We start from the raw sequence: 13,046 nt of genomic DNA on the forward strand, positions 1-13,046 counted from the left end.
TTAAAAGACATCCTTTTAATTCCGTATTTATGACAATGAAGGTGCCGATTAAAGGTGAATTCAAAGAAGCATTACCCGTTATCGAAACCCTGCAAAATGCTGGTTACGAAGCGTATTTTGTCGGAGGCAGTGTCCGGGATGCGCTGTTAGGAAAAGACGTCAATGACGTGGACATTGCAACCAGTGCGTTTCCCGAAGAAATTAAGAGTCTATTTAAAAAGACTGTAGATGTTGGAATTGAACATGGTACGGTCATGGTTTTGATGAAGGGCGAAAGTTATGAAGTCACAACATTTCGGACCGAATCGACGTATCAAGATTACAGACGTCCTGATTCGGTCACTTTTGTGCGCTCTTTAGAAGAAGATTTGAAACGCAGAGATTTGACGATAAACGCTTTTGCGATGGACAATCACGGTCAGATTCAGGACTTTTTTGATGGCGAGAAAGATTTAAAAGACCATGTGATTCGGGCGGTCGGCAAACCTGAGGAGCGATTCAACGAGGATGCTTTGAGAATGATGCGGGCTGTTCGTTTTGCTTCTCAGCTGGGTTTTCATTTAGAGGCAGACACTTATTACGCTATCGTTGTGAATGCTCATTTGCTGGAAAATATTGCCGTTGAGCGTATTCAAGTAGAATTCGTCAAAATGGCTCTGGGTGAATACATTCTTCAAGGGATGGAAGCCTTTTCTACAAGTAATTTGTTTGAATACTGTCCGGGAATGAAACATGCAGAAGTTGCATTGAGACGTTTTTCGCTGATTCCCCGACCAATAAAAAAAGAGCGCCATGTCTGGGCGTTATTGCTGTACTTTTTAGGCATTCGTGACAGCAAGGAAGCCGCATCGTTCCTGAGGTACTGGAAAGTGTCCAACCAGATTATCAACGACAGCACAAAACTGCTTGAATTACTGCTGTACCGCCATCACCGTCCGCTCAATCAGTATCAGGTATATCTGTATACACCTAAGCTGGTATGGGAGGCGGAAGATTTACTTGAGTATATTCAGCTGCCGTCTGACAAGAGTCATGCAATCAAACTGATTCAGTCACTGCCTATTCAGTCCCGAAAAGAACTGAACATTGACGGAAAACGTCTGATGGAAGAAACAAATGCCAGAGGCGGCAGATGGTTAGGAGAGGCGATTGCCATGGCTGAAAAAGCCGTTATTCTCAAAGCAGTAGAAAATGAAGCCGAAAGCATTGTGAAGTGGCTGCGTAAAAATAAATATATTTAATGCTGGGGTCAACTGACTCTTAGAAAATTAGATGAGTTGTATGAAAAACGACTCATTAGTAGCAAGTCAATTAGTCAAATTTGCTGACTTTTATCTTGTAACCCTTTCAGGATACTAGTGCATTTTTAAAATGTAATTCAGTTGTATCTAGTCAGTGACTCAAGATACAACTGGGTGTAAAAGAGTTTACTGGGTCGTATCTTGGAAGCGATTCTGAATACAACCCATGCAACTTTTTTTTATGACGTGTATCTAATAACCGGTTTTTCATACAAGTTACTTTTAAAAATCAAACGAGTCCTACACAATAAAGCTACGGTAACAATCAACTTATAAAATAGAAAGGAGGGAACGCATGAAAAAAGATCAGCTCTATGCCATCGTTGACATTGAAGCGACTGGCGCAAGCATTGGGCGGGATGAACGCATGATTCAGTTTGCCTGTGTACTGATGAAAAACGGCGAAGTGGTTGAAGAATTTGACACCTATGTCAATCCATCCCGAAAAGTTAGTCCAGCTATTCGTCAATTGACGGGTATCAGCTCAAAAGATCTGGCGACAGCTCCTTATTTTGAAGATATAGCCCATGTCATTCATAATCTTTTAGAAGATACGATTTTTGTCGCGCATAATGTCGGCTTTGACTATCAGTTTCTGAATGAATGCCTGATACGCGGGCACATGCCCCCTTTGACTATACCGGCTATTGACACCGTTGAGCTGGCTCAGATTCTGTTCCCTCAAGAAGACAGCTACCAGTTGAAGGAGCTGACATCCTCTTTAGGCTATGACTTAGAAAAGGCACATAATGCGCTGTTTGATGCACAAGCAACAGCTTACTTACTGAAGCAGCTGGACAAGAAGCTGTCAGCCCTTCCATTAGTGACGCTTGAATCATTGACGGAACTGGCAGACTGCACGACAGCCCAGACTGCCTTATTTTTTGCTGACATGCTGGAAACTGTCAAAGAAAACCCGGGAGATTTGGATGACTCACTGATGATTGTCAACGGCCTGGCGCTTAAAAAGCCGCAGTCCCAAAACAATCAGATAGCTCACCGGAACTTGCCGGTTTATCCCTATAAAAAAGCTGATAAAGAAGCTTTGTTCAGCAAACTGGGACTTAACAGCAGAGAACCCCAGTTCAGTCTGATGAACGATGTGTTTAATTACCTGAAAAACAGTGAGCCAGACTTTTCCTTCTTAGTAGAGGCCGCACCCGGTTCAGGGAAAACATTCGGGTATCTGCTGCCAGCTTTTTACTTAGCAACACCGGAAGACAAACTGGTGATTTCCACCTATACGAAAGTACTGCAGAAGCAGCTGGTTGATGAGAGTCTGCCATTTTTCAATCGACAGCTTGAATTCAACCAGTCCGTGGCGCTTGCGAAGAGCCCGTCTCATTACGTTTCTTTATCAGCGTTTTACCGTAAATGGAAAAACACGACTGAAAGAGATACGGAAGCTCAGTTCTGCATGCGACTCCTGGTCTGGCTGACTGAAACAACAGAAGGGGACTTGGAAGAAATCGGTGTCGGACCTAAAACGCCGCATTCGTTCTGGCAGGAAATTAAGCCGACACCCAAACTGCAGCCTTTGCCGGAATTTGAACCCATTGATTTCTTGAAACGCCGAGAAGAAAAATTGGCGTTATCAGCAATTATCGTGACGAACCATGCCTATCTCGTGGCAAACGGCTTAAAGGAACAATCGCCATTTGAACTGAATAACGTCATTCTGGACGAAGCGCATCATTTTCCGGATGTCATTGAACAGAGCGCGACGCTCAACTTGCGAGCCAGTTCACTGACGAAGGATTTAAAACGATTAGGCAGCCGCGAGAAAGAAGACTCACTGCTATTTGCACTAGCCGACTTGAAGGATAGTCGGATCAAAGACTATCAGTTAAACACCCTGGAATCAGTGAGTCAGGTGCTGCTGGAAGAGTGGGAAGAATGGAGTCTCTACTGGATTAGCTGGCTGATGTCTTTCAACGATTATGACAAGACTGTCATTGAATGGAAAGAAAAACCGATTGATCTGAATACCTTACCCATGCAGCTGAAAAAAAATACCCGACGACTGGTTGTAGCGGTCAATGAATACCGTTATGTAGCCGGTCAGCTGACCCAGCTTCTCGATACCGAACTCGAGGCTTTGTCCAAAGAAACGCGAAGAGAGCTGATGCGCCTGCAGGTCATGATAGACCATGCAGAAAAGGTGACTGAAGCGATGCAGTCGCTGTTCTTTTCAAATGAAAAAGGCAGTCAGACAGGTATTCGCTTCTACTCGAAGAACCCGACCAGCACATTGACGTTTTACCGATTTAATCAGGACAGTAAAGAAACGATTTTGAACCAGCTGAATAAAATCAAGCATCTGGTTCTGGCCAGCAGTACGCTTTCTGTCAATGACTCGCCGGCTTATATCAGTCAGGCCCTTCAGCTGAACAATGTGGAATTCAGTCAGTATGACTCGCCATACCAGTTCAGTAAACAGGGGCGCATTTTTGTTCCTGTCGAGAGCAGTGATCTTAACTTGTCTAAAAAGGCAGCCTATGTTTCCGTGCTTGCGAATCAAATCGAACAGATTCTGGAACAGACAGATGAAAATGCACTTGTCCTGTTTCGGTCACAGGAAACCATACAGACCGTTTATACACTATTAAAGCGTAGGGGTCGACTGAAAAACAAGACCCTGCTGGCTCAGAACATTTCCGGCACACCAGTAAAAATTGCCAAGCAGGTCAAAAAGTCCGATCAGGTTGTTGTGCTGGGGGCAGATAGTTTCTGGGAAGGCGTGGATTTCCCGGAAGATGAACTGCGGCTGGTTATACTGACTCGCCTTCCGTTTGACTCACCGGATATGCCGTTAGTTAAAAACAGACACCGCTCTTTAACGGAAAAAGGCTTAAATCCATTTGTTCACGATTTGCTTCCAAAAGCAGTGATGCGTTTCAAACAGGGAATCGGACGACTCATTCGGTCAGAAAAAGATAGAGGCATTTGGATAGTTCTGGACAGACGCCTGATTGAATCGAGTTATTCGTCTGCCTTTATTGATTCGCTGCCAAAGGGATTAAAAGTTGAAGAAGAGTCCCTGGAAACGATTATTGCAGAAAGTCAGGCATTTTTTAATAAAGACAGTTAAGGAGATTCAATAGAAAACGGCTGGAGATATTTATTTCTCTGGCGGCATTTGCTATACTAGAGAAGTTGAAGTGAAGAACACAAATGAGGAGAGTAACGTGAAAAAAGTGGTTATAGGGCTCGTTATTGCAATGAGCTTACTGATTGTCGGCGCTGTCTATTTGTACAGTCAGTCTACCCAATCGTATTCCCGTGCTAAATCGGATACCATTGCCTTTGTAGCTGAACGGACAAATTTAAGTGAGGTAGATGACTTTTTCTGGTTTAATGGAGAAGAGACCTATTTTACAATCACAGGAACAAATGAAGACGGAGAAGAGCGCATTTATATTGTGCAGCAGCAGGGTGGACAGATTACAACCCTATCAGCGGAAGCGACAATCTCCAAGCAGGAAGCCATTCAACGGACGAGACAAGCCAGGGAGCCTCAGAAAATTTTAAATGCCCGAATCGGCATGCTTGATGGTACACCAGTCTGGGAAGTCAGTTACCGTAATGACAATGATCGCCTCGGCTATTATGTCATCGACCTGAGAAATGGCGAATGGATTCGAACAATCGACAATATATAATTGAGACAAAGGGGATTATTAGCGTGAAAAAGATTCAGATTAAAGACTCACATAAACATGTGGGCGAAAAAGTTAAAATTGGTGCGTGGATTGCCAATAAACGTTCAAGCGGTAAAATTGCTTTCTTGAACCTTCGTGATGGCTCTGCCTTTTTCCAGGGTGTTGTAGTTAAGAGCGAAGTGGAAGAAGACGTATTCCAGACAGCGAAAAACGTGACCCAGGAAAGCTCTGTATGGGTCGTTGGTACAATTCAGGAAGACACCCGTTCAAAATTCGGATATGAAATACATATCGAATCAATTGAAATTATTCATGAAGCCGTGGATTATCCAATTACACCGAAAGAGCACGGAACAGAATTTTTAATGGATAACCGTCACTTATGGCTGCGTTCATCTAAGCAGCATGCCATTATGCAGGTTAGAAATGAAATTATTCGTGCCACTTACGAATTTTACAATAAGGAAGGGTTCACTAAAATTGATCCCCCAATTCTGACAGGGAGTGCGGCTGAAAACACAACCGAACTGTTCCACACGCAGTACTTTGACCGTGAAGCTTATCTGACTCAAAGCGGCCAGCTGTATATGGAAGCCGGCGCAATGGCTTTAGGAAAAGTGTTCTCCTTTGGACCGACTTTCCGAGCAGAAAAATCCAAGACACGTCGTCACCTGATTGAATTCTGGATGATTGAACCGGAAATGGCATTCATGGACCAGGACGACTCATTGGAAGTTCAGGAACAGTACGTTGCATATTTGGTGCAAAGTGTTCTGGACAACTGTGACGATGCATTGGACGTGCTAGGCCGTGACAAAGAGCTATTGAAGAAGTATACTGAACTGCCATACCCACGTATTTCTTACGATGAAGCAGTTGAATTATTAAACAAAAATGATTTTGACATTACTTGGGGAGAAGACTTCGGTTCACCGGAAGAAACCTTTATTGCTGAACAGTTTGACAAGCCAGTCTTCATTCTAAATTACCCTAAAGCGATTAAACCATTCTATATGAAGCCTCATCCAACGCGTGAGGACATTGTACTATGTGCCGACATGATTGCGCCGGAAGGTTACGGCGAAATTATTGGTGGATCTCAGCGTGAAGATGATTACGATTCTTTGGAAAAACAACTGGAAGCATTTGAGCTGGACCTTAAAGAATACGAATGGTATCTGGACCTCCGTAAATACGGCAGCGTGCCGCATTCCGGCTTTGGTTTAGGACTGGAACGTACAGTAACATGGATCAGTGGAACAGAGCATATTAGAGAAGCGATTCCATTCCCTCGTTTACTCAACCGTATTTATCCATAATTGAACACTAAAAAGAGGGTTGGGCGGCTGTTTCCCAATCCTCTTTTAAATAGACTTTTACCGTTTGTGTGTATGGGTCTTGCCACGTAGCTCGCAGCATGAAAATTACTGAGTAAGGGGTCAAATGCAGTTTGCCCAGTAACTTGTTCATTCAAATCAGCTGAGCAGCGGGTCAAAGGCACGTTCACCCGTCACTCATCTTAGTTTCAATTGTGAGTTCAGGGGCAACTGACCTTTGACCCTGAACTGACTGCTTTTCATTTCCTGAGCTACCGGTCAAAAGTCCGTTTAGCCGGTACTCGTCCATTATTTAACGGCGAGTGACCCCTCAAACAGCTTTAGCCAGAGACTCAGTAGATTTTTAAAGGTGAGTTGCCGGTCAAAGCCCTGCAACCAATCGAAATAAAGAAATTTTAAAAGTCGTATAACGAAAGCATCCATCTAAGCAGCAAAGGAGTCAAACACATGTCACAACTATTAACGAAATGGCTGAAAGCCGGTCAGACGTCCATCCCAAATGTCTTGCTGATGTACTACAAATCACTCGGCTTGTCCGACAAAGACCTCGTTGTTCTGATACAGCTATTGTCTCTGGTAGATAATGGCCAGACATTCCCGGACAGCCAACTGCTGGCGGATCGTCTAGACGTTTCAAGAGAAGAAGCCTTTAAAGCTATCCATCAGTTAATGAATAAAAAGCTGATTGCCATTGAAACGAGCTCGGATAAGGAAGGCAAGACAGTAGACGAGTTTTCCTTTGATTTACTGTACGAAAAACTGGCCTACCTCCTCGAAGAGGAAGATAAAATCGTTCAGGAAAAACAGCAGACGATTTCGGCCAAAGATATCTACAGACGTTTTGAAGAAGAATTCGGAAGAAGTTTGTCTGCCATGGAAATCCAGACCATCAGCATGTGGCTGGATGAGGACAATTACGAGCCGGAACTCATTGAGTGCGCCTTGAGAGAAGCCGTCTTAAGCCAGGTCTACAGTCTCAAGTATGTCGACCGCATTCTACTGTCATGGGAAAAGAAAAATATTCGGACAAAAGATCAGGTCGAAAAAGAGTCCAGACGTCATAGAGAAAAGCAGGCTGACAAGGAACTGAACCAGAAATCTGATCCCGATGAAAAACCTGTTCCGATGTACAACTGGTTGAAAGACAAGCTGGATAAGTAACAAAACAAGAACTGATAAAGGATGAATTGATTTGCCAAGAAGAAAACTATTATCAGCGGCAGAAACCACTCAGTTGATTGAAGCTATGGGCGTCATGTTTCCGGATGCCAAAGCCGAACTGACTCACAAAAATGCTTTTGAACTGCTCATAGCCGTCATATTAAGTGCTCAGACAACGGATGTCGGTGTGAACAAAGTCACTCCCCAACTGTTCGAAGCCTATCCGACTCCTGAGAAAATGGCCGAAGCGGATGTTGCTGAAATCATGGATAAAATTAAAACCATTGGTCTCTACCGCAACAAAGCGAAATTCATTAAAAAATGTGCCACTGACTTGGTGGAGCGTTTTGACAGTCAGGTGCCGAAAACGCATAAAGAACTGGAAAGTTTAGCTGGTGTGGGACGGAAGACGGCTAACGTCGTCATGAGTGTGGCTTTTGACGAGCCCGCTATTGCCGTCGATACGCATGTTGACCGCGTCAGCAAGAAATTTGATATTTGTCCTCAAAATGCCACTGTCAAGCAGGTTGAAGAGGCTTTAATGAAAAAATTGCCTAAGGAGCTTTGGAGTATTGCTCATCACCGCATGATTTTCTTTGGACGCTATCAGTGTCCGGCCAGAGCACATGACCACGAGGAATGTGTGCGCAAAGTTACGGAAATCATGGCTGAAACCAATTCTTCAGCCAACTGACTTTAGCCAGACTATTGAATCGTTTTCATTCCAGATAAACTTACGGTATAATTATCTTTAGCGTGACACAACTATGAAAAAAGTTAAGTTGAGAGGAGATTGAAATGACTACAGAAGATATGACTAACCGAATGGAGACAGTCAGAGCGCAGTATGAACTCTATAAAGAGCGTCCGTTTGACTTGACTCTTGCTCGCGGCATTCCGTCTACAGACCAGTTGAAACTGTCGGAAGCCCTAATAAATGAAACACCTATTGAAAACTGGTATAGTAAAGATGAACTGGACATCAGAAACTATGGTGGCTTGTTTGGTATACAGGAAGCAAGAGAACTGTTTAGCCAGCTCCTCAATACGGACGTGGAAGAAACCTTTGTAGGCGGTAATTCCAGCCTGCAGCTGATGTATGCGACTATCAATCACTTGATGTTTACTTCATCCAATCCTTGGGTAAAAGAGGATAAGGTGAAATTCATCTGTCCGAGTCCTGGATACGACCGTCACTGGTTTATGCTGGATCATATGGGGATTGAAATGATTCCTGTTGAACTCACTGGGAATGGACCGGATATGGAAACTGTTGAAAAACTGGTGTCTCAGGATCCGGCGATTAAAGGTATGTTTGTCGTTCCTACATACAACAACCCGACCGGCGAAACGGTATCGGATGAAGTCGTAGACCGGTTGGCGAACATGCACACAGCTGCGGATGATTTTGTGATCATCTGGGACAATGCTTATGTCGTGCACCACTTGAGAGACAGTAAAAAGCAGGCTAAGAATATTCTGGAAGCCGCTAAAATGGCTCTTAACCCGGACCGCGTCATTCAGTTTGTGTCAACATCCAAGATGACGATTCCAGGAGCAGGTGTTGCTGCGATTGGTGCTTCGGAAGCAAGAATAAGTGAACTGGCACTGGCATTCAGTAAACAGCTGATTAGTTTTGATAAGCTGAACCAGATGCGTCACGTCCTGTTTTTAAAGGATAAAGAGACCATTGAAAAGCATATGGAAAAGCATGCCGAGATACTGGCTCCTAAATTTGACTGGATTGACGCAATTCTCTCTGCTTATTTTCACGGAGACCGTCAGTCTTTCGTTCAATGGACTAAACCGGAGGGCGGCTACTTTGTTCATCTGACAACGCAGGACGGCTGTGCAACCGAAATCGTTGATAAGATGAAGCAGATTGGTATTGAACTGACTCCTGCCAATGCAGCTTACCCATATGGAAATAATCCGAAAGACAACAGTATCCGTCTGGCGCCTAGTTTTGCCAAGCCGGATGATTTGGAAATCGCCATGGAGGCACTCTGTACCTGTATCGAACTGGTTACACTTGAAAAATCATAAATACTAGGAGGAAGAAGACATGTCAAAGAAAACATTTGGACTGGGATTGACTCTTGGTGCATTAGTAGGGACAGCGGCAGCTTATCTGTTTGCCCCTCAATCAGGAGAAGAATTTCAGCGCGATATGAAACTGAAAGCACAGGATGCAAAAAATAAAGCTGTGATAGCTATTGATGATGCCTTGATGGAAACCGAAATCTGGCTCGATCAGAAGCTGACTGAGAGTGACATTCAAAACGAACCAATCCGTTACGAACGCACACCAGAGAATGTCGCGCCGGCACCGGAGTATACAGAATCTCCCGAGTACACAGAGTCACCGGATGTATTTGTAGAAGAAGAGTAATACGCATGCGAAAGAGAAAGTTACAAGCTTTCTCTTTCTATTTGCAGAAAAATGAATATTTATACTACTATTTAAATAACTATACCAAGTTATCAACAGGAGGTTACTATGTCACGTACATTTAATATTGAATCAGAAATCAATCCATTAAAATCAGTCTTGCTTAAACGACCGGGTAAAGAGGTGGAAAACCTTATTCCTTCAACCATGGAGGGGCTTCTTTTCGACGATATTCCATATTTACCCATTATTCAGGAAGAACATGACGCTTTTGCCCAGGCGCTTAGAGACAACGGGGCAGAAGTCCTGTATCTTGAAAAATTGACGGCAGAAGCACTGGATGCTAAAGGAAGCCGTCAGGAACTGATTGACCAGATGATAAAAGAATCCGGCATTCATGTGAAAGATGTCAAAAAGGAATTGTCTGACTATTTCCAGACACTCCAATCAGAAGAGATGGTAGCGAAGATGATGGCCGGCGTTCGCACTGATGAACTCTCCATAGAATCGTCTTCTTTAGCCTGGTTGGCTGACCGCAAAGGTGAGGATTTGTTTTTAATGGACCCTATGCCGAACCTATATTACACGCGAGATATTGCTTCAACCATTGGTAACGGCATTTCAATCAATCAGATGACCTATGAGGCACGTAAACGTGAGTCTCTCTTTATGGAAACCATTGCCAAGCATCATCCGGATTTTAAAGGCGACGCTTTGAAAATCTGGCGTGACCGCTATTCGGACACGTCAATTGAAGGTGGAGATATTCTCGTTTTAAGTGATGAGGTACTGGCTATTGGTGTTTCCCAGCGTACATCCGGACGCGCAATTGAAGAACTGGCTCATTCTCTATTTAATAAGCAAAATGGCTTCAAAAAAATTCTGGCGATTGAAATTCCGCATGTAAGGGCCATGATGCATTTGGATACCGTCTTCACGATGGTCGATAAAGACGCCTTCACCATCCATCCGGAAATTCAGGATCTGGATGAGAAAATGTCGATTTATATGCTGGAACCGTCCAGTCTAGAAGGGCAGTTAAAGGTCTCCCATCATACTGACTTGTCAGACATTCTTAAAACGGTTCTGAAAGTGGACGATATTAACCTGATTCCTTGTGGAAATGGTGATCCGATAGCAGCGCCGAGAGAACAGTGGAATGACGGGTCCAACACACTGGCTGTCAAACCAGGCGTCGTCGTCACATACAATCGGAACTACGTATCCAACCAGCTTCTTAGAGAAAATGGCATCAAAGTCATTGAAGTGCCGTCCAGCGAATTATCACGTGGAAGGGGCGGACCACGCTGCATGAGCATGCCGCTGCACCGCTCATCGAAATAAAGTAAAAACAGTCAGTATGTAAGGCATCAGGCCATCCATACTGACTGTTTTATTGTTTTATTGTCTATTGCCGTCTTTGGTGAAAGAAACCACAGAAGACTCTTTGTTATCAGCAATCTCTTCTGCACGTTTTAAGGCGTCGTCTTTTTGGTCATGAGTGGAATCTGCCTGCTTGGCGTCTTTTGTGCGCACTTTCCAGCTGTCGTCCTCATAGTAAACGAGTACGTCATTGTCCAGCAGTTCTTCATTTGTGGTGTCTTCGTGAGAATCACCTTTGGAAGGAGAGGAACTGTATTTGTAGGACTTGAGTTCTTCGTCAGAGGCATTGTCTGCCCACTCTTTTGCCTGTTCGGTCGCAATAGGAATCGCACGGCCTTCGCTGTAGCCGTTGTCCAGCAGTGCATTCGCAATATCTATGGCTTTCTTCCGCACGACCTGGTCAAGGTTTTTGAATGAATCCGGATAATCTGATAAATCCCAAGGCATTGTTGAATCATCCTTTCATATTTATTAATTTCGTTATATCATTAATAAGATGAAAGGTCTATCAATAGCTACTGAAATGAGGAAAGTCATGCTTAAGAAAAGAGACAAAGGCCAGCTGTTTTTGAAGAATCATCTGGAACTGTTCCAATGCCCAGTCTGTAAAAGCGGCTTTGAAAATATTGAAAATTATCAGCTGATCTGCGAACAAAAGCATCAGTTTGACTTGAATAAAAAAGGCACCCTGCATTTGATGCTGAAATCCGTGGATTCTGAATACACGCGGGATATGCTGCTATCCAGACAGCGCCTGGCTCAAAGTGGATTCTGGCAGCCACTGCTCGACTCTATTTATACTGAACTGCAAAATAACGTCGGTCCGGTTCTTGATGTCGGCTGCGGGGAAGGGTCGCATGCTGCTTACTTGAAAGATAAGGGTATGACTGATCCCCTGATTGCCTTTGACATTTCAAAAGAAGGCGTCAACCTGGCAGCGGCTACTTATCCGGATCCCTTTTTTCTCGTGGCGGATTTGGCGGATTCTCCTTTTGCCTCTGGAAAGTATGCCACACTATTAAATATACTGTCTCCATCAAACTACAGCGAGTTTAAGCGTTTATTGAAGCCGGATGGAAAAGTCATTAAAGTCGTCCCGAATCCGGACTACCTGAAAGAACTCAGAATGCTGAAAGAATCGGGGGAACAAACTTACTCAAACGAAGAGGTTGTGACGAAATTTGAAGAGCATTTTTCATCTGTTCAAAAGATAAGAGTGCGCTATACCTATCACTTATCTGAAGAATTGCGAAAAGATTTTATTAATATGACTCCACTAGGGTGGCATCTCGAGAAAGAACTGAATAATGTTACTGATGAATTGAATGAAATTACAATAGATTTAATGCTTCTAGTTGGAAGTAATGCATAAATAGTGTTTATTTTATAATTTTGTCAGTTTTGTCACTAATTATAGGCTGAGAGTAGGCCATAGGCTTGTGTTATTATTCAGTAAATGTTATGATATAGAGCATAAGCTAATTTGGTTCATTGGTTTTTATCAGTCAACCCATCAGAAGCTGATAAAAACATGTGAATTTTCAAAGGCTTCATCAACGTATTGTTTCGCAGTGCTGGACACCGAAACAATACGTTTTTTTTGCGCAGAAATTGATTTTCTCACAGACTTTTTTACATAAACAGTTAACCAATCAGTGTGTCATGGTGTATAATACAGTCAGAGTGGTAACACCCAATAATCTATGAAAAACTATGTATTAAAAAAATCTTGTTGCTCGTTTGATACTTGCTATTGATCAGGCTAAATAAATACTGATTTTTAAAAAAAGTTAGTCCTTAATAAAAGTCT

The 13,046-nt window shown here is 43.3% G+C and carries 11 protein-coding genes; 10 read left to right on the forward strand and 1 reads right to left on the reverse strand.

Annotated features, from left to right (window positions below; genetic code table 11):
• Positions 1–41 precede the first annotated feature (41 nt).
• The 9 genes from ACYVLS_RS07645 (at position 42) to arcA (ending at position 11,197) form a co-directional block, all read left to right on the forward strand.
• Positions 42–1,241 (forward strand): CCA tRNA nucleotidyltransferase, encoded by a 1,200-nt coding sequence (locus tag ACYVLS_RS07645; RefSeq protein WP_460323214.1) that lies wholly within the window; start codon positions 42–44, stop codon positions 1,239–1,241.
• A 355-nt stretch (positions 1,242–1,596) separates the two neighbouring features.
• On the forward strand, positions 1,597–4,392 hold the full coding sequence (locus tag ACYVLS_RS07650; RefSeq protein WP_460323217.1) for a helicase C-terminal domain-containing protein: 2,796 nt from the start codon (positions 1,597–1,599) through the stop codon (positions 4,390–4,392).
• A 97-nt stretch (positions 4,393–4,489) separates the two neighbouring features.
• The gene (locus tag ACYVLS_RS07655) at positions 4,490–4,963 is read left to right on the forward strand and encodes a cell wall elongation regulator TseB-like domain-containing protein (protein ID WP_460323220.1); all 474 of its coding nucleotides are present in this window, start codon (positions 4,490–4,492) and stop codon (positions 4,961–4,963) included.
• A 23-nt stretch (positions 4,964–4,986) separates the two neighbouring features.
• A complete protein-coding gene (gene asnS / locus ACYVLS_RS07660) occupies positions 4,987–6,282 on the forward strand; it encodes an asparagine--tRNA ligase (RefSeq protein WP_460323222.1) in 1,296 nt (431 codons plus the stop codon).
• A gap of 465 nt (positions 6,283–6,747) precedes the next feature.
• Positions 6,748–7,461, forward strand: a complete 714-nt coding sequence (locus ACYVLS_RS07665; RefSeq protein WP_460323224.1) for a DnaD domain protein — start codon at positions 6,748–6,750, stop codon at positions 7,459–7,461.
• A 31-nt stretch (positions 7,462–7,492) separates the two neighbouring features.
• On the forward strand, positions 7,493–8,155 hold the full coding sequence (gene nth, locus ACYVLS_RS07670; RefSeq protein ID WP_460323226.1) for an endonuclease III: 663 nt from the start codon (positions 7,493–7,495) through the stop codon (positions 8,153–8,155).
• Positions 8,156–8,259: 104 nt separating this feature from the next.
• Positions 8,260–9,507 carry a PLP-dependent aminotransferase family protein gene (locus ACYVLS_RS07675; RefSeq protein WP_460323229.1) on the forward strand — a complete coding sequence of 416 codons (1,248 nt, stop codon included), beginning with the start codon at positions 8,260–8,262 and terminating at the stop codon, positions 9,505–9,507.
• 19 nt (positions 9,508–9,526) lie between these two features.
• Positions 9,527–9,853, forward strand: coding sequence for a YtxH domain-containing protein (locus tag ACYVLS_RS07680; RefSeq protein ID WP_460323231.1), 327 nt, complete (start codon positions 9,527–9,529; stop codon positions 9,851–9,853).
• A gap of 108 nt (positions 9,854–9,961) precedes the next feature.
• Positions 9,962–11,197, forward strand: coding sequence for an arginine deiminase (arcA, locus tag ACYVLS_RS07685; RefSeq protein ID WP_460323233.1), 1,236 nt, complete (start codon positions 9,962–9,964; stop codon positions 11,195–11,197).
• Positions 11,198–11,254: 57 nt separating this feature from the next.
• On the opposite strand, the gene ACYVLS_RS07690 is transcribed toward arcA, so the two are convergent.
• Complete coding sequence (locus tag ACYVLS_RS07690; protein ID WP_460323235.1) at positions 11,255–11,683, reverse strand: DUF2188 domain-containing protein; 429 nt, start codon at positions 11,681–11,683, stop codon at positions 11,255–11,257.
• Between the two features lie 88 nt (positions 11,684–11,771).
• On the opposite strand from ACYVLS_RS07690, the gene ACYVLS_RS07695 reads away from it, so the two are divergent.
• Complete coding sequence (locus ACYVLS_RS07695; protein ID WP_460323238.1) at positions 11,772–12,608, forward strand: methyltransferase domain-containing protein; 837 nt, start codon at positions 11,772–11,774, stop codon at positions 12,606–12,608.
• The last annotated feature ends 438 nt before the right edge of the window (positions 12,609–13,046 follow it).

It is taken from the genome of Alkalibacterium psychrotolerans (assembly GCF_054784355.1).

Coding starts and splice junctions, on each gene's coding strand:
- ACYVLS_RS07680 (WP_460323231.1), top strand. CDS start 9,527: ATGTCAAAGAAAACATTTGGACTGGGATTGACTCTTGGTGCATTAGTA.
- arcA (WP_460323233.1), top strand. CDS start 9,962: ATGTCACGTACATTTAATATTGAATCAGAAATCAATCCATTAAAATCA.
- ACYVLS_RS07665 (WP_460323224.1), top strand. CDS start 6,748: ATGTCACAACTATTAACGAAATGGCTGAAAGCCGGTCAGACGTCCATC.
- ACYVLS_RS07650 (WP_460323217.1), top strand. CDS start 1,597: ATGAAAAAAGATCAGCTCTATGCCATCGTTGACATTGAAGCGACTGGC.
- ACYVLS_RS07690 (WP_460323235.1), bottom strand. CDS start 11,683: ATGCCTTGGGATTTATCAGATTATCCGGATTCATTCAAAAACCTTGAC.
- ACYVLS_RS07675 (WP_460323229.1), top strand. CDS start 8,260: ATGACTACAGAAGATATGACTAACCGAATGGAGACAGTCAGAGCGCAG.
- ACYVLS_RS07695 (WP_460323238.1), top strand. CDS start 11,772: ATGCTTAAGAAAAGAGACAAAGGCCAGCTGTTTTTGAAGAATCATCTG.